Source organism: Pseudomonas rhizozeae, from assembly GCF_031583775.1.
Classification (GTDB): domain Bacteria; phylum Pseudomonadota; class Gammaproteobacteria; order Pseudomonadales; family Pseudomonadaceae; genus Aquipseudomonas.
Map to the genome: position 1 here is coordinate 32978 of NZ_JAVLSB010000019.1, position 23798 is coordinate 56775.

Here is a 23798-nt window from a genome sequence, read left to right on the forward strand (position 1 = left end):
GGCGTTAGCGCGACATCATGAAGGTGTCGTACTCGAGGTCTTCCAGGGCCGTGGACAGGCGATGCAGCCCCAGCAATACGCAGATCAGCAACGACAGGGTGAAACCGTAGCCAAAGAAGCTAGGACCCAAGTGCATGCTGAGCAACGTCAGGATGGCGTTGAGGATGGCGAACAACACGCATAACTCCAACACGACCTTGCGTTTATCCAGGTAGAAAAACACGTTGAGCAGGGCCATGAACACCACCTGGATGCTTACCCCGATCAGGTCGATGTAGAACAGCGGCAGGTAATAACTGGAGATGCCCAACCACTCCAGCAGACGCGGCGCGAACAGGTACAACAGCACCACGGTCAGCCCCTGAACCTTGCAGATTTCCAGCAGGCCCTGGCGGATCGACAACGTCATCTCGGTTTTCAGCGAGCTGATGTGTTGCAGGGTTTCGCCTTCGCGGATCGCCCGGAACAGTCGGTCGTACCACTCGGCAAAGTCAGTTTCGATGCGCACCAGGAACACCGCCATGCCCGGAATAATCGCCAGGTACGCGAGGAAGATCGGCATGTCGTACAGAATCGACGCGCGCAACGGGCCGACCACTTCGCTGGACGTGCCTGGGTTGAACCAGAACAGAAATTTGTCGATCCAGATCCCCAGGTTGTAGAAGAACCCGGTGGCCAGCAGGCTGAGAAACACCTGGCGGCGCTGGAGAAAATCGAAAGCGATCAGTTTCTCGGCGCGGTACTCGCGCAAGATGTCGTAGAGGAACAGGAACAGCAGTGTGCTGTGCCCGATCAACAACGCCAACAACAGGCCCGGCATCTGCAGGAAGCTCAGCACATAGGCACTCGCCACCATCAGCGTGTAACCCACCAGCATCACAAACAGGATGCGGTTATAGGCCTTCATCCCCGAGAGGAAGATGATCACCAGCCACAGGTTGCACAGCACTACGAAGTTGGCCAGCACCAGCACGCGGTACAGCAGCGGCTGGGTGAACAGGGTCACCAGGATGATTGTGCCAAGCACGCCGGCGGTGATTGTGACGAGTAGCAGGATGCCCAGCAGGTTCGGCAGGATCTGCTCGAATTTCTGCTCGAACAATCGATCGGACACGAACCGGGTGAAGAACAGCTGCAAACCGCCGGTGAGGATCAGCGAGGTCGCCATCAGGTACGTCACCGTGACCAGAAACTGCCCGACCAAGACGTTTGGCAGCAGCAGGCCAAGGCTGATGATACCCACCAGCATCACGCTGATGATCGACAGCACCCACGGGCCGGAACTGATCAACCCGGCATACACGTAAGCGTGCAAGGTTGCGGTGTAGGAATCGCGCGAAAGGATCTTGCGCAGTTCGAAGCCAATGCCGGCCATTTAACTGTTCTCCATGGCTGCTTGATACAAATCGCGGTAGCGCTGCAGCATCAAGGCTTCGGTGTAATAACGGTTGACCCGCAACAAGCCGCTGGCCTGTGCCGACTCCCAGCGTTGCGGGCTGCGCAGCAGTTCGAGGATCGCCGCGCAGGTGGCTTGTGGATCGGCGATCGCCACCACTTTGCCGGCGTGGCCGAGGTCACGGTCTTCGGCAATACCGCCTTCGATCAACTCGCGGCACGAACCCACGTCGCTGCTGACCACCGGCGTACCGGCGGCCCAGGCTTCGAGGATCACCAGCGGCTGGGCTTCACTGATCGAGGTCAGCACCATCAGGCCCAGTTGCGGCAGGATGTCCTGGATGCGCTGGAACCCGAGGAAATGCACCTTGCCCTCCAGCCCGAGGCTGGCCATCAGGCTGCGGCATTCGCTGACGTATTCCGGGTCTTCCTCTTCCGGGCCGACGATCCAGCCTTCGGCCTGCGGCATGGCGCTGATAACACCACGCATGGCCCGCAGGAAGGTTTTCACGTCTTTGATCGGCACCACGCGGCCGATCAGGCCGACCACCGGGGCAATCCCCGGCGCACGGTTTTCCAGGGCGCTGGTCCACTGCGACAGGTTGATGCCGTTGGGGATGATCTGCGTGCGATGAGCCTCGGCGCCATCCTTGATCTGCCGCTGACGGTTCCCGTCATACAACGAAATGATGTTGTCGGCGCTGTTGTAGGTCAGTTGCCCGATACGCTCGAAGAAACGCACCCAGAGCATCCGGATGTATCCCGAGCCGACATCGAGGCTGCGGTTCAGCGCCTGACCTGAGCTCTCGGCAATCCAGCTGGCTTGCGCCAGGTCGATCTTGCGTTCCTTAGTGTAGATACCGTGCTCGCTGAGCAGATAAGTGCAGTTCCAGCGCTGCTTGAGAATGCAGCCCACCAACCCGGCGTAACCGGTGGAAATCGAATGCAATGCCCGCGCTCGCGGCATCCGGTACGACGCCTGAGCGAGTAACAGCAGCGGCGACTGCATGGAGCGCAGGGTCCAGAAATAGTTGACGAACGACGGGTCGGCGCAATGCTGGCGATAACCTTCGCTCAACACATCCCAACTTGCACGGCTGCGCAGCACATCGTCGAGGGTCAGCTGACCCTGGGCGATGTAATTGAGCAAACGCTCGCCCAGTGCCGGCTCCGGCGCGTCCGGGTGATGCAGGAACCGATACAGATCCTGCAACTGTTGCGGGTTGGCGTCGCGCGGCGTGCCATGGCTGTCCGCGGGGTGCGTCGCGTCTTCGAGGAACACTTCTTCGATGTGCAACACATTGGGCGGAATTTCGTAGCGACGGGTCGGATACGCCGAGCGCTGGCCGCCGATGAACATCACCGAGAAGGTGACTTCCGGCAGGCCAAGGATCATCTGGTGAATCCAGCCCGACACACCGCCACGCACATAAGGCCAGGTGCCTTCGAGCAACAGGCAAATGTCGGCAACCGGTGCCTCTTCCTTGTGACCGATCATTTCCAGGTCCTCACCAAGTCAGCAAAGGGTGGCCGCTGACGGGTTTTCTCCGGAAGGCGCGCGAGCAACTTCGGGATTTCTTGATAGTGGCCGGCTTCGAACGCCAGCTCGGCGCGGAACGGCAGAACCTGAGCAGCGCCCATGCCGTTTTCCTGAGCCTGGGCCAGCAGCGCTTCCGCGCGTTCGATGTCGCCGCGCTCCAGCGCAATACGCCCGGCCAGCAGGATCAACTCGCCGCCTTCGCCCGCTTGCAGTCCCAGCTCGGCATGCTCGCTGGCTTGACCAAGTACGTGTTCAAGCACGCTGCCTTGAGCCAGGCCCAGGTAGGCCAGCTCCCAATACCAACGGGCCAGGGTGCCGTGTAACGCACCAGCGGCTTTGATCTTGGCGCCAGGCAGTTGCCCGAGCGCAGTCTGGATGCGCAGGTTGATGTCGCTTTCCTGCTTGTCGAGCATTGAATAGGCCAGCAGCCGCACGTCGTCGCTCGGGTCGCCGAGCGCCAGTTTCAGAATCGGCACCGCTTCCTTGCCCGGCATCCGGCGGGTCGCCAGCAACGCGGCCAGGCGTTGGTCCGGGTCGGGCGCGTGACGCAGCACATCCTGCAAGCCGCCATCGGCGAAGATCGGCGAATGCAGTTGCTGCTGCGCACTGAACGGCAGACTCGGAATGCCCACGGCTTGCCAGGCTTGTTTGTCGCGTTTACGCGGCAGGTACAACGCCGGGAAAATCGCCACCACCACGCCCAGCGCACCGATCACCGGCACAAAGAACGCCAGGCTGAAAATAAACAGCGGGCTCCACGGCAATGGCGCGCGGTAACGTGCCGGCAACAACAGCCACACCGCCGCGCACAACATCACGCACGCCAAGGTATGGCTGAGCAGAAACACCAGCAATTGCTGCAACTCGGGCGCTGGCAACCATAAGCCGGTCCAACTGCCCGCCTCTAACAACAAGGCTCCGCTAAACAGCCACTTGCTGATCATTCAGTCCACACTCGTTGAACAGGAAGTTACGCAGCCCGTTTTGGTCGCCAGGCTCCAGGTTGAAAGGCAGCACACGAACGCCAAGGCTGTTCATGTCACTTTCAATGCCAAAGTGTTCGTGCAGCAGTGTGTTGATGCGCGCCAGGTAACCCTCGGTGCCTTGCGGGCTGGTCAACGGCAGCAGCACCAGCAACAGATGGTGGTCGCGGTTGTTGCGCAGCGGCAAATGCAGGTCGAGACCACGCTGGCTGCGCTCCAGCAGACGCGTCAGCTCATCGTTGGGACGGGTCAGTTCGAAGGCGAACAGGCCGGCCGACAATTGATGCTTCTCGACATCCACCAGCGAGCGCTTGAGCTGCAGGGTGAAATGCTGTGCGTCGGCATCGGCCAGTTGCAGCACCTGCGTGTCGCGGCGCAACAGGTCGGCGATGTGCCCGGCCAGCAATGCCAGCAGGCTCAGGGTCCGATCCTGAAACGCGAAGAACGGCATCTGTCGCACGGCCAGAATCGCCAGCAGACGACCTTCGGCATCGATCAACGGGATGCACGCCTGCAACGACGAGAACTGTTCAGAGCCGCCCACATCGAGCAGTTCCTGACGCACGCTCACCAGTTCTCCACGTTCAAGGCACAGCTTGACCAGACCGTCGTTGGTATCCAGTGGCCCCATCACGCCGATGGTCGCCAACGGCTCGGGCAACAGGCGTTCTTCACGCTCGTCGACCCTATACAGTCCGGCCACGCGCAGCGAGCCGTATTGGCCAAGCACCGCCACCACCGGATCGGCCAGGACCTTGAGCGCATCGTCTTCGTCTGGCAGCACCCGCAGTTTGTCCCGCAGGCCGAGCAAGGAACTGCGCAGGCTCTGGTCACTGCCGGCCACGCGTTGTTCCAGCAGATCGTGGGACACCCGCAGAATCTGGTGCGAGCGAGTAAATTCGTCGAGCCGGTACTGCCGGTAATCGTTGGCCATCTGCAGACGCTGCATGCGCCGCTCCCACAGATCACGCACCTCGCCCACCAGCATGCCGCAGACTAATACCCCGACGATGAACGATGGCTCAAGCTGCGCGTAGCCTTCGTGGCCATTGAAGCGCAGCACGAACACCGCGATCACCAACAGGCTCGCGCTGACCAGGCCGCGCACAAATCCATAGCGCACACCTAACAGCAGCGGCGCCAGCACCGACCATGGGAAACCGCCGTGCATTTGCAACGGGTCCTCGGGGGTCAGCCACAGGCCCAGGCCAATGACCGCACCGGTGACCAGGAACGTTTCCAGCCAAGACACCGGGCCGCTGGCGCGAGGCGCCAGGCTGTAATCCATGTGTGGAGAATTCATTGCGATCACTCGAACCGAAGGGCGCCAACAAGTTTGTCGAGCACCGTTTGCGCAGTGCCAGCCAGGCTTTCACGGGACCAGCCGGCACGCGCGCCACTTTTGCTCCAAAGCACGCGACCGGTGCTGGCTTCAAGCACGCGCAGGCTGATACCTACTGCGGGCTCGCCGTCCAGGCCGTTCTTGTATTGCCACTCTTCAACGGAGCCGGACACCACATAGTCGAGCTTCTGCTGGCGCGCCCAATCCAGTGCGCCGGCCAAACGTTCGTTATCGTCCATCAGCGCTGATTCGCCCTGGGTGTTCGACGGGTATACCCGCGGCTGCAGACCGTGGCTGCTGAGCACACTGAGCAAGATCTGCTCACTGCGCTCACCGGCTTGCGGTGTCTGCGAATAGTTGACCATCGGCACGACACCCCATTGGGCACTGCGGGACAGGTTCGGGCTGGCTTCGTCGGTGAAGCTGGCGCAGCCGGCGACGAACAGGACCGTCAGGGCCAAACTCAAATTACGAATTGCTTGCATAGTTTTTCTCCGTAGACATTCCATGATCAGCGCCCAAACCGCACGCCGTAGCTCACACCCAGTGTTCCGCCCGACTTGCCATCCCCGCCTTGTGGCGCGGATTGATAGCCGAAGGTCAGGGCCAGTTCGTCATCACCCAGCACTTCAACACCGATCCCGGTATTGAGGCCGTAGTTGAAGGTTTGATCGGTCCATTGCCAACCCGCCGTCAAATCCACCAGCCAGGTGTATTGCGGACGGGTTCGCACCAAGGCGCCCGGCAAGCCACGCCGCCAGGTGGTGCCGACATACAGCTGGCCATAACGGCTTTGCAGCAGATCGTCGCCAGTGACAGTTTGCGTGTCGTTAGGATCAAGGACCCCGTCCTCGTCCACCGATTGCGGCGTGACGAATATCGGGCCGCCATTGCGACTGGATAAATAATCCAGATTCCGATCCTTGACTTGGTTGTTCTGGTAATCGACACCGCTGCGCACTGTCCAGTTGGGACCGGCGAACTCCAGTGTGTGGTTGTATTCGAACTTCACGGCCTGACCAGTGCCCAGGTTGTCGCCGGCACGGGTCGAGAACGACTTCTGCGCCACTTCCCAGCTCAGTTGGTCGCGCGCCGTCAACCCGTGACGCCCGCCCAGCCAGAGACTGTCGTGTTGGCCGAATGCACGCATGTAGCCACTGTCTTCGCTCTTACGGTGCCAGTCAAAACCCAGCTCGAATTCGTCGCTTGGACTCGCCTGCCACGTCCGCGACAGACCCAAGCCATTGCGGTCGTCGTCGCTGCGCTGGCTGGTGTCGGCAAATAATTTGTAGCTGCCGTTCTCGACCGCACGCACGAGGGTCAAGGCCGCGTTACGCTCCTCGCCGATTTTCGATGATTCGATATCGTCGCCGCGATATTTGCCTTGCTCCAGCTCAACGTCGGCGTACCAGTTGTCACCCAGGTTGTGTGCGATTTTCAGGCGAGGCGCATTGAACTCCAGGCCGCCGAAATCTTGCTCACGCCAGGAGATCTGTGCGCCCTGAGGGGTACGCTCGTGAATTTCCACAGCCTGGCGGCGCAATTGCTCGCGCACGGCCACCGGCTGCTCATCACCCAACGCCGACAGGCTGGTGTCGAGTGCTTCACCGAGGCGGCCCAGTCGATTGAGAGCCTGGGCCCGTTGCGCCGGGTTAAGGTCGCTGCTGGCCAACAGTGTCTCGACCTGTGCCTTGTTACGACTGCGCAAGGCTTCCTGGATCTGCTCGTAACGCTCGACCTTCAGGCCCTGACTGCGCGCCCACTCCAGCCACTGGTCTTTTTGCGTTTCCTGGTTCGTCGCATCGAGGCGCGCCAGTAAACGTTCGAACCACAACTGCAACATGGAGGGAGAACCGTCTTTCCACTTGGACACTTCCTGCTGTGCCTTGCGTGGTGAATAGCTGCTAGCCATCAGACGCAACCAGATCGCATAACGCTGGGACGAGGGCTGAATATCGTCAACTTCGGGGCTGCGCAACAGTTTCAGCCGCAGGCGTTGAGCCGCATCTTCGTAGCCGGCGCTCTCCAGCGCATCGGCATAAGCTGCTCGGACCAACCAGTCGTTCGGGGTGCCCTTGAGGTACATGCGATACCAGGCCAAAGCTTCGGCATCACGACCCAGCATCTGGCTGGCACTGGCAAACGGTAGCCACAGAAGCCGGTCTTCACGGGCGTGGGCACGCCATTTGACGAGCAACGTTTTCAGTTGCGCGGTGTTGGCCTGATCGACATACAGCCAGATCAGCCGCTCGCGGAACAGATTGTCGTCGGGGTAGCGTGACAGCCCCAACTGATACAAGCGTTCAGCTTCGCCTGGCTGGCCTTGCTGCACGGCCAGTGCACCGCGTACGGCCAGCACCTGAGCTTGCTCATAGGCCTCCGGGAATTGCTCGGCATCCTCGAGCAACGCCACGACCTGTGACCATTCTTGCAGGTCCTGGGCTTGCTGAAGTGCTTCAACCAGGCGCTGGGGATCTCGGGTTCGCTGCCAGCTGGCGATCGTCAGTTTCAGCGCCCGTTGAGGATCGCTGACGCGATAAAGCGTGATCAACTGGCTTTCATCACCGCTGGTCAATTTGCCATTGATGGCGAGCAATTTCTCTAGAGACACCCGCAAATCTTCATCGCGCTCCAGATCCCACGCCAGGGACGCCCGCGCACGCCAGTATTCTTCGTCGTTAATCGACTGATCATCCGCCTGCAGGACTTCCCATGCCGACTGGTTATCAAACAGCTTCAGGTAGGTATTGGCGAAATCGACCTGTTCGGTGCTATTGAGCTTGAAGCGTTTGGCATAGTCCCTGTAGAGCTTCGCTTTGCTTGCGAACTGCCCGGTGTTCTCGAGGTTTTGCAGCAGTCTCGACCACGCCAGCCGATGTTGTGGGTACTTGCGCAAGTACTTACGCAACCAGGCTTCCGCCTCATGGGGCGTGCCGCGTGATTCGTGACCGTAGATCAGCGCATCGAGTTCGATGTCGGTCAGGGCGCGCTGATCCATGATTTCTTCAAGCAACGGAATCGAACGGTCAAAATCGAATTGCTGACTCGCCAAGCGCCAAGCGTGCTCGCGGATGGCCGGGTCTTCACGCAGCTTGAGCAAACGAATCCAGTAGCCCAACGCTGCTTCGTTCTCGCCGCGCCATTCACCGAGTTTCGCCATTTGCTCAAGCAAGAGCGGATCTTCGGGATGATCGATGACCAACTGCTGGCCGGTTTCCCAGGCCCCCGCCAAATCCCCGATGGCCAGGCGGACATGGAATGCCTTGAGCGGGATTTGCGGGTTATCCGGTTGCAAGACTTGCCACTGCTTGAGTACACGTTGCGCCAGGTCAAAACGCTTGCTGGCAACCGCAACATCTACGCCTTGCTCAAGCCACGGCGCATCGGTTTGAGGGTTGTTAAGCTGTGGTAATTCGTCGGAGAGCACCTGAGCGGCCTGGTCGCCCTGGCCCGCGGCTAACAAGCTTTTGAACGCCAGCTCCGCGTATTCGCGGCGCTCGGCGGGCACTTGGGTTTCGCGCTTGAGCTGAAGATAGATTTCGGCGGACCGTCCCGGCTGCTCGGCCGCCAGATACCAGCGGGCCGCTGATTTCAGCGACTCGATACGCAGCTTCGGTTCGCGGTCGGCGATCTCCTCATACACACTTGCCGCGAATGCCGGCGCCTGTAATGTCAGCGCCAGCTTCGCCAGATTCTGCAATTGCGGCAGCTGCAACTTGCGGTGGTCGAAGCTCTGAAGACGCTCGACCAATGCCTGCTGGGCGATCAGATCGTTTGTGCTCGCCGCCACCAACGCGTCGAGTTCCAGGCGATAGTAGGCCTGAACCTCCGGGACCGGCTTCGGCCAGGCCTCCAGGTGCTTGCGCGCCTTTTCGTAATCGCCCAGACGAATCAGCAGATCGACCAACTGCAACCGCAGGTGGTCATCATCCGGGTGGGCTGCCAGGAGCAGTTCGGCATAGTTGGCCGACACCGCATCAGGCTCGCGTCCATCGGGCTGGAATACTTCTTCACGCTGGAAGGTCGCCCACAGGAGACCTCCCACAGCAACCGCCACTACCGCCAGTGCCCAAGGATTGAGCAGGCGGCTATTTTTAGTTGCAGAGGAGCTGACCATTACTCACCTGCTTCATTGGTAATTGAAAAACCCACAGGCCGGCGGATGCCTTGCCTGCAAAACGTTGTCCGTCCACTTCGACCCGGCACGCGCTCGAAGAGCGAACCGAGAAGGTCAGATCGAACTGCCCGGCGAACGAAAAGTTCACGCGCCGATCATCCAGGTAACGCCAATCCACCAACGGCAGATTGGCCTCCTCCAGTGCCGGCCTGTCATCCCTGTCGGGACGCAAAACCAGCAACGCACTGTCGCTGCTCAAATGCACGTAGCGCCCTTCCGGCAAGTCGCGGACCCCGGCGATCCCCTGCGAACGCAGCAGATCCGGCCAGCCCATTTGCGGGTCCAGGCGCAGGGTGCGCAACGCGTCCATGCCCCGTACCTGCCAGGCGCCATCGGCTGTCCGTGCCAGGCTCGACTGATACAGACCATGGAGACGGTCGATGTAATCGCTCATCCACAACGACATTGGCTGCTGATCACGCATGTAGCCGTAGATCTCGTACATGGCCTTGATCGAAGCTTGCTTGGTGCTGGAGTAAAAGTGGTAGTAAAGGTGCAGGCCACGCAGACGCCGCGGTTTGTTAGTCAATTCGAAGGTATCGATAACCTCACGGAATCCGTAATACGGGCCTTTCCAGAGGTTGGTGTAGAGATTTTCATTGATGATCGGCGCGTAATACTGCAACCCACCTTCAGTTGGCCGGATAAGCGGATTGAGGCCCGTCAGCGACGGATTAGCCTTGGTCATCATGGTTTCGGCACCATTGACGTTTTTCAGACCCGCGTCATAGGCCAGCTTGAGCGTGTCTGCCGACGGCAACGCATCGCCCGGCCAGAAGACCATCTTCACCGGTTTTTCAGGGGTGGTGAGGTTCTGATTGATGTAATCCCGCGAACCAAAAATTTCGCGACGGAAATCGATTTTGTCGTAGCCGGGGATCTTCATATTCAAGCCGTATTCGGGCTTGAAATTCTCACGTTTACGCGCCTTTTCCGGCTGCATGAAAAACGGGTGACTGAAGGTGTGCGTGGCGACTTCGACCTTGGGGTTGGCGAACAGCTCGCGAGCGATGGGCTCCAGCTCACGGGCCAGATGCGGGAACATGCCGCGCGGCGAAATCTCGCCCTCGACGATCGAGACCGACGTCAAAAACGGATAGGGCTTGATGAAGTCTTCCAGCGTATGACGGCCGGCGTAGGGCGTGCCTCGAACTTCGGCTCGGGACGGGAAGCCATCACCATCGATGTGCACCGTAGCGATTCGACGACCGTTCTCGGTGGTGGTATCCGGGCGCGGCTGTTCCGGCAAGCGAAGGCTGGCTTTCAGAAAAGCGAACGGATCGAGAATCCAGCGGCTGCGCTCGTTGTTCACTTCCAGAATGTACGGCGCCAGCGCCAGACCGCCCCAATCGCCAACGACTACCGGCGTGAACACATCGCCGCTGTTATTGACCAGCGAGAGTGCCGCTTTGGGGCCGTTGGGTAGCGTGGAAACAGCGGTCAAGTCACGGGATCGGGGTTGCACCGGTGCTTCGAACGCCCCCAGCAGCGTGTTGTCCTGGTGCGTGATGGTCAGGGCCTGAGTGCCTGGCGGTGCCTCACGATTAAGGCCGATGCGCTTGAGCAAAACCTTATCTTCGATAGGCAAACCAGCAAAAAACACTACGGGGACATGCTCATCCAGTCGCTGGCTGATAAACCGATTGAAGGCCGGGCTGTCCTGTGGCGGACCGCTGGTCATCCATGTAATCACCCCAGCGTACAAACCGCTGAAGCGATACGCCGGCATGGCGCTGGTGGCAGGAAGGTAATCGACGCGATAGCCGAGATACTCGAGCAACCCACCGAGCAACGAGTGCCCCGCGTTGTAGGCCAAGTCCCCTTCACGCGGGTCGTAGACCAGTGCAACCCGACGCGGCTGCACTTCGACGTTACTGATGCCCATCGTGTCCAGCTCAGGGGTGCTGATGAAAGGAATGTAGCCTTCATCGCGCAACCGCTTGGCCAGTTTGCGTGCTTCTTCGCGACGCTCAGGCGGCAAGTAGTCAATGGCTACCAGCGGGATACCCTTGGCGCGCAGTGGCTGCAATTGACCCAGCAACCATTGGCGATCGGCTTCCGGGACCGGACGATAGCGCTTGGCGGCGGCATCCCAACCGGCGTACAGCGACTCGAAGGCCACGGCGGCGGCGACGCCGTCGAGCTCGGGCAGGACTTCAAATCCACGGTTGAAAAACAGTTTCAGGTTCGGTTGGCGCTTGTGCATTTCACGCAGCAGCGAGGCCAGGCCGACGCGCTGGGCTTCGCGGGAGGCTTCCGGCAACAGTTGGAAACTATCGAGCGTGTCGAGGAACAGGCCGGCATACCCTTGGGCCTGCAATGCTTTGGCGCGACCGAGCAAATGCTCGCGCCAGGCAGGTGAAGTCAGGTCCATGACCTGGCTGTCCCAGGAATCGTTGCGCACCGGGGTAACGGCTTTAGTCAGGCCGGCCTCGTCGATGTCGGCCTTGGTGCCGTCGAACTCACCGATGGAGACATAGGCGAACGGTTGGCTGCCGAGTTTGCGCAGGGTTTTGACGTCCGCTGCCGTCATGTGGCCGGGTTCGACCACCGACCATTCGAACTGCGACAGCTCGGCCAATGGCGGCTGATCGGCATACCAGAACACCACACTGGAAGGTTGCGGCAGGCCAGCAGCATGCACGGCAGGGCCGCCGACAAAGAGTGCCAAGGCTGCCAGCAGTCGCTTGGCGACCGCGCTGACCCGCGTATTGCGAAATACGATTTCCATAACTCACTCTTGAAATGACTGAACCGATACCGCGTGAAACGTCGGACAACTGCCGAGTTACAGACTGCGGATAAGCTGCGCCAGGCCTGCGCCGATAGGCGTTGGCGCGGTCAGCGCGAAACGCTCGAGCAGGCGATTATTGTTGGCGCGCGAGTGGCGAATGTCGCCCTGTCGTGGCGCATGGTGGGTGACCGACAACGGACTGCCGGTTGCGGTCCCGAGTTCAGTAATCAAGTCGTTGAGGCTGGTGGCGCGGCTGAGGCCGACATTCACGGCCCCCGGACCTGGTTTGTGCGCATGAACGGCCTGGACCAGGATGCTCACCAGGTCTTGCACAAACACGAAGTCACGGGTCTGTTCGCCGTCGCCGAATACCGAAATCGGCTGCTGCTTGATAGCGCGCTCGGCAAAAATGCTGATCACGCCGGAATACGGCGAGGACGGGTCCTGGCGTGGACCGAAGATGTTGAAGAAACGCAGGATCACTGGTTCCAGGCCGTGCTCGCGGCGATAGAAATCCAGGTAATACTCGCTGGCCAGTTTGTCGCTGGCGTAGGGGGTAAGCGGCGATTTCGGCGTGTCTTCGTGAATCGCCGTGCCTTCGCCGTTGTTGCCGTAGATCGCCGCGCTGGAGGCAAACACCACACGCTTGATCCCGGCCTTGAGCATGCTTTCGCAGACGTTGAGCGTGCCGACGAAATTGGCTTGGTGGGTGCTGACCGGATCGTCGACCGAGGCTTGCACTGAAGCCACCGCAGCCAGATGCACGACGGCATTGCAGCCGCTCATGGCTTGTGCCACTACGCTGGCGTCAGCAACGTCACCGACGATGAGCTCCAGATCAGCATTGTCGATGGGCAGATTACTGGTTTTGCCGGTCGACAAATTGTCCAGCACACGAACTTTGCAGCCCTTGCCCAGCAATGCGTCGACAAGGTGGGACCCGATGAATCCGGCTCCGCCGGTGACCAATACGCGCTCAACTACCATGAAGTTTCTTCCTGAAGATTCAATCGGCAACTAGTGTCAGAAGTCCGCTACAACGTACTTCGTTAAATCTTTACCCCTGATGCCACGCCAATCGTGTCCAACTCGCGCCATCGCCTGTAGCCCCAACCGAGGGGGCATAAGACAACAATCCGTAACAAAGGACGTCACTTTTATGGCTTAAGGCCATTAAAAAGCCATGAAATCATCGGAGATTGCCACCCCACTGTCAATAGATTGTCTAAAATGCCGCTGAGCGGTCAAAAATAGCAAAAATAGTCATTTATTTGGCGATCGAAAGGGGTCCATCTGTAATGACTTGGAATTCATGACGATAGTGAAAAGACTGACCGTTTCAGCTATGAAACACCCAGTTAAGCATCGAATTTTAGAGTTTGCCTGCTGCGGCAAAAAAAACTCGGAGGCGGCTGTATGAGGCGCGCACGCCAGTATTGGTTCCTTTTTCTGGCCTCAGGCCCACGGCTTTGGCTCACCGAATAACTGCCCTTGTGCGCCGTACAACCCCATCTCCCGGATCACCGCCAACTCGCCTTCGGTCTCGATCCGTTCGGCAATCAGCGGCAAGTCGATGCTGTGGGCGGCGCGCTGGACGGCTTCGATAAACAGACGCTTGTCGCTTTCTTGATCGATCGCACGGATGTAGCTGCCGTCGATTTTCAGATAGGCCAAACCCAGCCGCGCCAGGTTGCCAATCATGCTGAAGCGCCCGCCGAAGTGTTGCAGGCTGAGAGAGAAACCCAACTCGCGCAGGCGCCGGGTGAGTTGTTCGAGTACAGCTTGGTCCGGCAGTTGTTCCTCACCGATCTCCAGGGTGAGGCGCGGCCCGAGGTGGGCGTGGCTGCGCAGCAATTCGACGATACGGTTCAACGCTTGCGGATCGTTGAAAGTGGCGGACGACAGGTTCAGCGCCAGCGAAGCGTCGTGCCCGGCCATTTGCGCCAGCACTTGCTCAAGCATCAGCCGATCCATCCTCGCCATCCAGCCAAAGCGCTCCAGCCACGGCAGGAAGCGCCCGGCAGGCAGGGTATGGCCGTGATCATCCACCACCCGCGACAGCACTTTGTAATGCAGCACCAGGCTCGGATCGCCACAAGCGACCACTGGCTGGAAGTACAACTCGAAACGCCGCTGTTGCAGTGCCTGGTCGAGCAAGGAGTGCCAGGCGTGATGGTCATCGCCAACCTCCTCGAGCGCACTGTGGTCGAGGCACACGAAGTGGCTGTCATTGCCCGCCTCGGCCTGAGCCAGGGCTTCGTCACCCAGTGCCAGCAGCGCTTGCGGCGCGTCGCCGTGGATGAACGGCACCAGGCCGATCGAGGCCACGGCGGCGCGGTCGGTGGCGCCGGTGCTGTGCAGGGTGGCCAGCGCCGATTCCAGCGCCTGGGCCAGGTGCAGGGCTTCCTCGCGCACCAGCCCTGGCGCCAGCACGGCAAATTCGCCGCCGCGTATACGCGTCACCAGGTTCTGCGTTTCCGGGTACCTGGCGCACTCACGGGACAGCAGTTCGCCGACGATTTTCAACAAGGCGTCAGTGCGCTGGCCCCCTAGGCGCTGGTTGAGGCCGGCCAGGTCCTGCACCCGCAACAGCAGCAAGTAACCGGAACTGGCGCGCTCGGTGCTGCTGACTCGTGCATTGAGCTGCATTTCGAAATAACGCCGATTGGCCAACCCGGTGAGCGCGTCCTGATATGACTCGGCACGCAGCAATTCGCTGCGCTCGGCCTGCTCTTGGAACAGCGCCTTGAGTTTCTCCACCATCTGGTTCATCGCTTGCACCACGCGGCGCAATTCCGGGGTACGCGGCAATTGCGGCAAACTGAGGAATTCGCGCCGGGCGATGGCGTGCGACTGCTGCACCATGTAATCCAGCGGCTTGAGCTGGCGGCGCAGCAACAGCGCGCCGAGCACTGCGCTCACAGCGCCGCACAGCACCAGCCAGCCGAGACTGCCGAGCGCGCTCTGCCACAGCTTGGCCAAGGCAAACATCGGATGGCTGACCACTTCGACTCGCGCCGCCTGCTCCCAGCCGCGACTGACAATCGCGTCGCCGCCGGCGGGCTCCAGGCCGATCAAAAGGACAAACCAGTTCGGCACATTGCCGGCATCCGGCGCGCCGCTGCGCTCCACCAACGGCTGGTTGGTCTTGAGGTCGATCACCCGGATGCTTGCGTAGTAGCCGCTGTCGAAAATCGAACTCACCAACAGCTCGACCATCGCCGGATCGTCGATATTTGGCGTCAGTGACAGTGCCAGCGCCGTAGCGGCGTCCTGTGCGTGCGAGCGCAATTGATTGACGTACTGCGCCCGAGAACTTTCGAGGCTGACCATGAAGCTGCCGCTGAAGGCGACCACCAGGAACAGGCAGATGGCGAGCAACAATTGCTTGAACAATGACATTGGCGCGCGTGCTCCTACTGAGTCGTTTCGAGCGGGAATCCTTCCGCCTGCATTTTTTTCAGCACATCCTGCCAACGGGACAGGCGTTTGGTGTCGCTGACTTTTTTGTTGCCCTGCGCACCGGGCAGCCAAACGCCTTCAGCATTGAAAGCGTAGACCGGCAACAGGTCGGTGCGCACGCTGGCCGGCTCGATCGCGTCAATCAGGCTATCGAGCACCAAGGGCATGGCGTCTGGGCTTGAATAGTAGGTCAAGACCATGTGCGCGCGATTGAGGCGCACGGCTTTGACGTAGGTAATGCGCAACTTGTCGGCGGAAACCCCGAGATGGCGCAGGCTGAAATACTTGGCGATCGCGTAGTCCTCGCAGTCGCCGGCGCCTTTCCACAAGGATTCGATGGGCGTTGCCCAGTAGTCGACCTGATGCCAGAGATCCGTGTCTTCTCGATAGCGCAACTGGCGGTTGAAGAACAGGTTCACCACTTTGAGCTGCTCTGCCTCGCCGAGGGACTGGCGCGATGCCAACAATTGTTGCCAGTCGTCGATACGCTGTTGCCCTGCGCCCAAGGGTCCGTACAGTGCCTCAGCCTTGCGGCTGATTTGCGAAAAATCCCAATCAGCGTGCAAGCCGCCCAGCATGATGCCGGCCAGCAACAGTGCGCTGCACAACCAGCGCAAGGGCTGAGGGATCGCGAAACGTGGCGCCAAGGCAGGCCATCCGGTGTGGGCGGAGAGGAAATCGATCGATGGTGCAGCGCGCCCGGTCAAAAAACAATGGCACGCTGCGATCACCGCAGGCACGCTAAACTTTAGCTCATGCGTCAGCGCACCTACGGCGTCGGGACGGTTTGACAAGCGCAGTGGCCGTTACTAGGGTCCATTGGATCCAACATTTCTATTGATCAAGTCCAGGGTGGCGTAGTCGTGACAAAGAAGTCGAATCCGTTGAACAGTATCGAAGTGAATGGCCCCATTGAGGCCCACCGGGCGCGCGCGATCATCGAGGAGACCCTGCGCCAGGCCATTCTCGACGGTCGCCTGCCCTGCGGCACCGCGTTGCGTCAGCAAGACCTGGCGGATCTGTTCGGCGTCAGCCGCATGCCGGTGCGCGAAGCACTGCGCCAACTCGAAGCCCAATCGTTGTTGAATGTGGTCCAGCACAAAGGCGCGGTGGTAGCCCCGCTGATCAACAACGACGCCGTGGAAACCTACGCGCTGCGTTCGTTGCTGGAATCGGAGGCATTGCGCCTGTCCATTCCGCTGCTTGAAGCCAGCGACATCGCCCAGGCCCGGGAATACATTCGCCAGCTCGATGTGGAAACCGACTATGCCGAGATTGGCCGGCTCAATCGCCTGTTCCATATGTCGCTGTACCACCGGGCGCCTAACAGCAAATTGCTGCGCATGATTGAACTGGAACTGGCCGAAGAAGAGCGCTTCCTGCGTTTTCATCTGTCGTCCATGGGCCTGGGCAAGTTGACCCAGGACGACCACATCGCACTGGTGGACGCCGCCAATGACAAAGCGATCGACATCGCGGTGATGGTGTTGCAACGCCACCTGGAAAATGCCTCCGTGACTATTCGGCGTTACCTGGAACAACGCTCCGCGCAGTGACCGGGCCACGGCCCGGTTTCACCTGATGAATAACCCTCTTACAAATCCCCGCCACACCTCACGGCACGAGCGCCCGCCCGCCGGGCAAGCTTGTGCGTCGACTCGCCGCTGCCACCCCGCTGAAACCTTGCCCTCGCTTCGATAGCGGTGCCTGCGATTTGGGCACACTCTTGCATTTGCCGATTAAATCTAACCCCGAGACGTCCGACCCTGGCCCTATGGCTCAGGAATCGAAATCACTGTGCAAGGAGCATTGTCGACCCGGAGAGACGTGATCGGACTCCCGTCCCGCGCCTCGTCCACTCAATTAATCAATTACCACTTCCGACACTAAGAATTGCTCCGAGTGAGGCATTCGCTCAATCAATAAAATTCTGATGAGTTTAAATCGGAAGGAGCAACTTCGCGCCGACAAAACTTAACTTATAAGTTTTATTAGGCAACTTCGCGCCCGATAAATAGCAACTAACTAATTATATAAAAAGTACTTGCAGCGCACTTGTTCGCTGTATTAGTTTTTTGCTCGTCGACGCATTGTCGACCGTCTTGAACTTGTCCACGCCACGCTGCCATTCTGGGTCAACCCCAGCCATAAGGCGCTGTGCGGGGTCATGCGGCAAACCAGGGACGAGCATTTCAAACCGTTTAACTTCTATGAACTTCGGTTCAGGCACTTGCTCGCCTGTTACAACTAAGAGCCAGTGGCCTGCCCCACGACATCCAGGATGAGGCCGTACCGATGAAAGCCAATAGAGAGCAACTTATCGCCAAGAAAAATGAACTCGGCGAACATCCAATCTTTGCCGAAATTACTTCATTGAGTGTGCTCCAGCGGTTTATGGAAGCGCATGTATTTGCAGTGTGGGACTTCATGTCGCTGACCAAGCGTCTGCAACAGGAACTGACCTGTGTGCGCCTGCCATGGCTGCCGCCGAGTGATCCTCATGCGGCACGGCTGATCAATGAAATCGTGTTAGGCGAGGAGTCGGATGATCGGCCGGCGCACGGGCATTACAGTCATTTCGAGCTGTACCTGGACGCCATGCGCGAAGTTGGCGCCAGCACTGACGCGATCGAGCGCTTCATTGCCCTGCAGCAGGACGGCGTGAATGCCGACACCGCGTTGCAGAGCGTCGAGGTCGATCCGGCCGCAGCGGTGTTCGTGCGCCACACCTTGCACACCGCGCTGCACGCACCGGCGCATAGCGTGGCTGCCGCGTTCGTGCACGGTCGCGAGAGCGTCATCCCGCTGATGTTCCAGCGCATTCTGGATGATTGGGGCATTGGCCTCGAACAAGCGCCGACCTTCCGTTACTACCTGGAACGGCACATTGAGGTCGATTCCGAAGACCACGGCCCGGCTGCCGAAGAACTGCTGGCCCGACTGGTGGCCGGCGACGAGCAACGTCAGCACGAGGTGTATGCCGCCGCGCTCGCCGCGGTGCAGAGTCGCATCGCCTTGTGGGATGGCCTGCGGGTGAGTATGCGTGAGCCGCTGGCCGAGGTGGCGCCATGATCGCCGCCGACTATCGCTCCTTCGCCGACGCTTGGGAAAGCCGCGCGACCATTCGCACTCGGCCCCGGCGCTGGGTGGAAAACGACGATCAGTTGATTTTCCCGCTGAGCCGTCAGCCACTGGTGCACAGCCAGACCTTCCTCAGCCACTGCCCACAGCACCGCGACTTCGCGCTGGTGCAGAGCCTCTACAAATTCATCAACGACGTGGTGATTTTCGAGACCGAGCTGGTGGACCACACCGCGCGACGCATCGCCAAAAACAGCTTCGGCATCGTGTTTCCGTTCGCCTGCCGCTACGACGCGATGACCGTGGTGATCGATGAGGATTACCACGCGCTGGTGGCGATGGACTTTATGCAGCAGACCATCGACATGACCGGCATCCTGCCGATCCCGTTGCCACAGCAAATCGAACTGAGCCGCGCGATCCCCGCGACCCTGGCCAAGGCCCCGGCGCATTTGCAAAGCGCCGTGGAATTGATCTGCGTGGCGATTGCCGAGAACACCGTGACCAACGACGTGGCGGCGTTCGCCAAGGATGCCTCGGTCAAGCAATCGATCAAGGGCCTGATGGCGGACCATTTGCTCGACGAGGGACGGCACTCCGGATTCTGGACGCGGCTAGTGCAGATTTACTGGCACGACGCCCCGGACGCGGATCGCCAAACCATCGCCGGCTTGATGCCAGGTTTCATCAACCACTACCTGAGCAGCGACCTGCAACAGCAGTTCGACTTCGAACTGATTGAGCATTTGCCGGTAGACGCGTCAGTCAAGCAAGCGTTGCGCGACGAAGCCTGCGCGCTGGTGTACCCGATCAATCGTTTCCATCCCTTGGTGAGCAACATCGTGCGCTTCTTTCGCGGGAGCTCGATGTTGAGCGCCCCGTGCGTGCGCGATGCCTTGGCCGACTACCTGGTTTAGCGGAGGAACCCTTATGAGACGCCTAGAAATTGCAGTGTTCGGCCACAGCCCGGCGATGGCCGGACTGGTGGCCGAACTTCAACAACATGGGCATGGCGTGGTCGGTCCGGGCGCGGTAAGCACCTTGGAGCACGCGGTGGATCTGCTGATCGATGACGGCAGCCTTGGCCCGTTGCCCGAAGACATGGCGGCCGCGCACTTGGCGGTGCGCGTCGCGCTGATCGCTGAATCTGGCGACACACTACCGAAGGTTGAACTGATTTACCGGCACGCTGGCGGGGTGTTTCTGCGCCAGGAACTGGCAGCTGAAACCTCGGGCAACGGCCAGGCGCTACGGTTGCGCGCGGTGGCCTCGGTGGTGGAGACCTGTGCGGCGTTGGTCAGTCACTTCTCGCGGGATGCGGGGTACTTCACTACCTTGCCGGCGCAGGTACAGAACCCTTTCTCGCTGGCACTGAGCGACTTGCAAACGCTGGATCCCCTGGCCTTCATCCATCGCCACAATCAGCGGGCAGTGCCAGCGCTCTTGGCGGCGGCCGACATCCCGGTGATGCGCAAGATCAGCGAGAGCTTGCTGCAGCATGCCGAACGCCCGGCGCTGTGTGTCGAGGGAGTCTTCGTCCGTTACGCCGAAATGCAAGCGCTGAGCCTGGCGTTGCAACAACGCATCGCCGCTTCGCTGCAGCCCAGCGTTCAGCCTTGGGTGATTGGCGTGAGCCTTGGCAAATCCACGGCGCTGTATGCGGCGATGCTCGCGGTGCTTGGCTGCGGCGCAGTGTATTTGCCGCTCGACCCGCAGCATCCGGCGGAGCGACGGCGCTACATTCTGGGCAATGCCGGCGCCGCGCTGCTGTTGCACGACGGCCAGGATGACTTGGCCGATCTCGACCTGCCGACGCTGGATGTGAGCACCGTGAATGCCCGATCAGCGGAGTCGACGACATCGCTGATCCGGCGCCCGGTGAACCCGAACGATCCTTGCGTGGCGATCTATACCTCCGGCACCACCGGGCGACCCAAAGGCGTGTTGCTCAGCCAGCGCAACCTCAGCCACTTCTGTGCCTGGTACGCCGGTCACGTCGGCCTGAGCAGCGAAAGTCGGGCGTTGCAGTTTTCCACCATCAATTTCGATGCGTCGTTGTTGGACATCCTGCCAACCTTTATCGCTGGCGGATTGCTGGTGGTGCCCAACGAAGATCAGCGTCGCGATCCGCCGCAACTGGTTGCGCTGATGCAGCAACAGCGCGTCAGCCATGCGTTCCTGCCACCTGCGCTGCTGAGTATCCTGCCGCTGGAGACACCGCTGGGCCTGGAGCATTTGATCACTGGCGGCGACGTGTGCGAGCCCTACGTGATCGAGCAATTGGTGCAGCAGTGCAACGTGCATAACATCTACGGGCCGACCGAAACCACGGTGCTCGCCACCACCCGCCACTTCCAGTCGGGCGACAGCAATCGCCTTCTCGGGCTGCCGATCACCAACAACCAAGTGCTAATCCTCGATGAACAGTTGCAACCGGTGCCGCAGGACACCGTGGGCGAGTTGTACATCGCGGGACCCGGCGTCGGGCTCGGCTACTTGAACGATTCCACCCTGACCGCCGAGCGCTATATCACGCTGACCTTGCCCGATGGAGAGTCGATACGGCTGTATCGCACGGGCGATTTGGGCCAGTGGAGGGACAGCGGCATCGAAATCGCCGGCCGGCGGGACAATCAAGTGAAGATCCGCGGCTTTCGAGTCGAGCCTGAGGAAATCGAGTATTGCTTGCGCAGCAGTCAGTTGTTTCGCCAAGTTGCCGTAGTGGTGGATGAACAGCGGCGGATTCGGGCGTTCCTGGTGCAACCCGAAGATCCCGAACCCGGCGTCGCACGGGAGGCCTTGCGCGAGCATGTGCAGCGCAGCCTGCCGAACTACATGCACCCCGGCGCCTACATCGAACTGCCGCGACTGCCCTACACCAGCAATGGCAAAGTCGATCGGCGGGCGCTGCTGAACCTGCCGGCCGGCTCAGCAGCGGTCGCCCGACGCTCGCCGGCCAATGCGCTCGAACAGCGTTTGCAGACACTGTGGTCGCAATTGCTGGAACTGCCCGAGCAAGAGATATCCACCGACGAAAGTTTCTTCAACCTGGGCGGTCATTCAATTTTGCTGTCGCGGATGCTGCTGGCGATTCGTGAAGAGTTTGGTCGTGGCCTGTCGATCAATCGCTTCATCGAAGCACCGACCTTGATCACCCTGGCGCATTTACTCAGCGATGACGCGCAGGTATTGAGCCCCGGTCCTTTGAGCGCTCAGGCGTTCATCGATGCCAACGCCGAACTCAATCTTGAACCGCTCCCGGTCAGCCAGATGGGCGATGTGCACAAGGTCGTGGTGACGGGGGCGAACAGCTTTCTCGGCGTACACATTGTCGAGGCACTGCTCGCGTGGGGTGCGAGCGAAGTGGTGTGCCTGGTGCGCGAATCCGGTGGTTACTCGGCGGCGGAACGTTTCGCCCAGTCGCTGCGGGAAAATCGTCTTGAAAATTTGGATCTGAGCCGCGTAACGGTGCATGCCGCCGACATCACCCAAACGCAACTGGGCTTGCCGGACCCGGTGTACGAGCGCATTGATCGCGAGTTCGGCGCGTTGGTGCACAACGCGGCCAACGTCAACCATGTACTGGATTACGAAAGCCTGGCGCGGGACAACGTCGAGCCGATCTTCGAGTGCCTGCGGCTGTGCGAGGGGCGCAGCAAAAAGATCTTCAACTTCGTCTCGACACTGTCGGCCTCCAGCAGTTTGTCGGCCGATGGCCAAGTGCTGGAGCAACCGGCGGCCCACACGCCACCGATCTACATCAAGAACGGCTACAACCTGTCGAAGTGGGTCGGCGAACGCATCCTCGAACGCGCCCGCGCCCAAGGTGTGCGGGTCAATCTGTACCGCCCCGGCAACATCAGCTTCAACAGCCTGACCGGGGTGTGCCAGCCGCACAAAAACCGCCTGATGCTGATGCTTAAAGGCTCGATTCAACTCGGCCAGGTGCCGGAACTGGCGTTGAATTTCGACCTGATGCCGGTGGATTTTCTGGCGCGCTTCATCGCCTTCCATGCCAGCCGCTATCAGCCAGAACACGCGGTGTTCAATCTGCACAACCCTGAGCCCCTGAGCTGGGAGGCGTACCTGGCGTCGTTCCGTGAGAGCGGGCGGCAGTTTCACATGGTCAGCGTTGCCGATTGGCAACGGCAACTGGTGCGGGTCGACAGCGACAACGCGTTATTCGGCGTCCTGGGCTTCTACCTCAACGGCTTCGAGGAAGACATCGGCGATATCTCGATGATCGGCCACGACAACGCTCGCGCCGGGGTCCGGCAAATGGGCGCGCATTACCCGCCCAAGTCTCCGGCGCTTTTGCGGCGCGGTTGCGACTACCTGAAAGCAATCAACTTCATCTGATTCACCCCAACGTCAACAAGGAGTTACACCATGAACACTCTGCACCCCGATACGCTGATCAAAAACCCGGCCGGCTGCGAAGTGGCGGCGTCGATTACGGTGCCGGCCGACGCACGTGAGGTTTGGAAAGTGGTGGGTAATTTTGCCGGCTTTCATCACTTTATCCCCGCCATCGAACGCATCGAGATGACCGGAGAAGGCGTCGGCTCCCTGCGTAAGAAGTTCTTCATAGAGGGCGGGCACATCGTCGTTGAACAACTCAACTCCCGTGATGACCAAGCGATGACCATGACTTGGACAACGCTTTACAACACGCTGGAAATCGGCAATTTGTGGGCATCGATGAAGGTGGTGACATTGCCTAATGATTCGGGTTGTACCGCGACCTGGACCATCCATGCGGAACCGGCGGAGCTGGCGGGTTTTCTTCAGGCATTCGCCGAAGGCGCGATGGACAATGTGCTGAAGCGCTTTGCTTGAATCTCGGGTTCAAACCCTGAAATGACAAAACCCCATCTGCTTTCGCAGATGGGGTTTCGGAATTTGATCTTGACGATGACCTACTCTCACATGGGGAAACCCCACACTACCATCGGCGATGCATCGTTTCACTGCTGAGTTCGGGATGGGATCAGGTGGTTCCAATGCTCTATGGTCGTCAAGAAATTCTGTAACCGGCCCGTTTGTATTGCCCAACGTACCGATGAAAATCATTAACTTCTACT

At 60.0% G+C, this 23798-nt stretch carries 15 protein-coding genes and 1 rRNA gene; 5 read left to right on the plus strand and 11 right to left on the minus strand.

All coding sequences use genetic code 11. From position 1 onward, the window contains the following. Positions 1-4: 4 nt before the first annotated feature. The 10 genes from pelG to lapG all read right to left on the minus strand — a co-directional run bounded on the left by pelG (position 5) and on the right by lapG (position 16280). Complete coding sequence (pelG, locus tag RG836_RS03760; protein WP_310843317.1) at positions 5-1375, minus strand: exopolysaccharide Pel transporter PelG; 1371 nt, start codon at positions 1373-1375, stop codon at positions 5-7. Then, the gene (gene pelF / locus RG836_RS03765; RefSeq protein WP_310843319.1) at positions 1376-2893 is read right to left on the minus strand and encodes a GT4 family glycosyltransferase PelF; all 1518 of its coding nucleotides are present in this window, start codon (positions 2891-2893) and stop codon (positions 1376-1378) included. It lies immediately after the preceding gene. Continuing rightward, complete coding sequence (locus RG836_RS03770) at positions 2890-3879, minus strand: HEAT repeat domain-containing protein (protein ID WP_310843321.1); 990 nt, start codon at positions 3877-3879, stop codon at positions 2890-2892. Before RG836_RS03770 ends, pelF begins: the two co-directional genes overlap by 4 nt. Continuing rightward, positions 3857-5221, minus strand: a complete 1365-nt coding sequence (locus RG836_RS03775; RefSeq protein ID WP_310843323.1) for a PelD GGDEF domain-containing protein — start codon at positions 5219-5221, stop codon at positions 3857-3859. Before RG836_RS03775 ends, RG836_RS03770 begins: the two co-directional genes overlap by 23 nt. Positions 5222-5226: 5 nt before the next feature. Then, entirely contained in the window at positions 5227-5745 is a 519-nt protein-coding gene (locus RG836_RS03780; protein WP_310843324.1) for a penicillin-binding protein activator LpoB, read from the minus strand. Between the two features lie 26 nt (positions 5746-5771). After that, positions 5772-9377, minus strand: a complete 3606-nt coding sequence (locus RG836_RS03785; RefSeq protein ID WP_310843325.1) for a tetratricopeptide repeat protein — start codon at positions 9375-9377, stop codon at positions 5772-5774. After that, entirely contained in the window at positions 9355-12168 is a 2814-nt protein-coding gene (locus tag RG836_RS03790; protein ID WP_310843326.1) for a bifunctional glycoside hydrolase 114/ polysaccharide deacetylase family protein, read from the minus strand. The genes RG836_RS03785 and RG836_RS03790 overlap by 23 nt, the downstream gene beginning before the upstream one ends. Positions 12169-12225: 57 nt before the next feature. Next, entirely contained in the window at positions 12226-13158 is a 933-nt protein-coding gene (locus RG836_RS03795; RefSeq protein WP_310843327.1) for an NAD-dependent epimerase/dehydratase family protein, read from the minus strand. A gap of 468 nt (positions 13159-13626) precedes the next feature. After that, positions 13627-15573 carry a cyclic di-GMP receptor LapD gene (gene lapD / locus RG836_RS03800; RefSeq protein WP_310843329.1) on the minus strand — a complete coding sequence of 649 codons (1947 nt, stop codon included), beginning with the start codon at positions 15571-15573 and terminating at the stop codon, positions 13627-13629. 14 nt (positions 15574-15587) lie between these two features. Further along, the gene (lapG, locus tag RG836_RS03805) at positions 15588-16280 is read right to left on the minus strand and encodes a cysteine protease LapG (RefSeq protein WP_310843331.1); all 693 of its coding nucleotides are present in this window, start codon (positions 16278-16280) and stop codon (positions 15588-15590) included. Between the two features lie 216 nt (positions 16281-16496). Between lapG and RG836_RS03810 the strand changes: the two genes are divergently transcribed. The 5 genes from RG836_RS03810 (at position 16497) to RG836_RS03830 (ending at position 23553) form a co-directional block, all read left to right on the plus strand. Continuing rightward, complete coding sequence (locus RG836_RS03810) at positions 16497-17189, plus strand: GntR family transcriptional regulator (protein WP_310843332.1); 693 nt, start codon at positions 16497-16499, stop codon at positions 17187-17189. A 739-nt stretch (positions 17190-17928) separates the two neighbouring features. Further along, complete coding sequence (locus tag RG836_RS03815; RefSeq protein WP_310843334.1) at positions 17929-18705, plus strand: DUF3050 domain-containing protein; 777 nt, start codon at positions 17929-17931, stop codon at positions 18703-18705. Further along, the gene (locus RG836_RS03820; protein WP_310843336.1) at positions 18702-19631 is read left to right on the plus strand and encodes a diiron oxygenase; all 930 of its coding nucleotides are present in this window, start codon (positions 18702-18704) and stop codon (positions 19629-19631) included. Before RG836_RS03815 ends, RG836_RS03820 begins: the two co-directional genes overlap by 4 nt. Before the next feature lie 13 nt (positions 19632-19644). Beyond that, complete coding sequence (locus RG836_RS03825; protein WP_310843338.1) at positions 19645-23073, plus strand: amino acid adenylation domain-containing protein; 3429 nt, start codon at positions 19645-19647, stop codon at positions 23071-23073. Between the two features lie 30 nt (positions 23074-23103). Beyond that, positions 23104-23553, plus strand: a complete 450-nt coding sequence (locus tag RG836_RS03830; RefSeq protein WP_310843340.1) for an SRPBCC family protein — start codon at positions 23104-23106, stop codon at positions 23551-23553. Between the two features lie 67 nt (positions 23554-23620). On the opposite strand, the gene rrf is transcribed toward RG836_RS03830, so the two are convergent. Further along, positions 23621-23736 (minus strand): 5S ribosomal RNA (gene rrf, locus RG836_RS03835). Between the last annotated feature and the right edge of the window lie 62 nt (positions 23737-23798).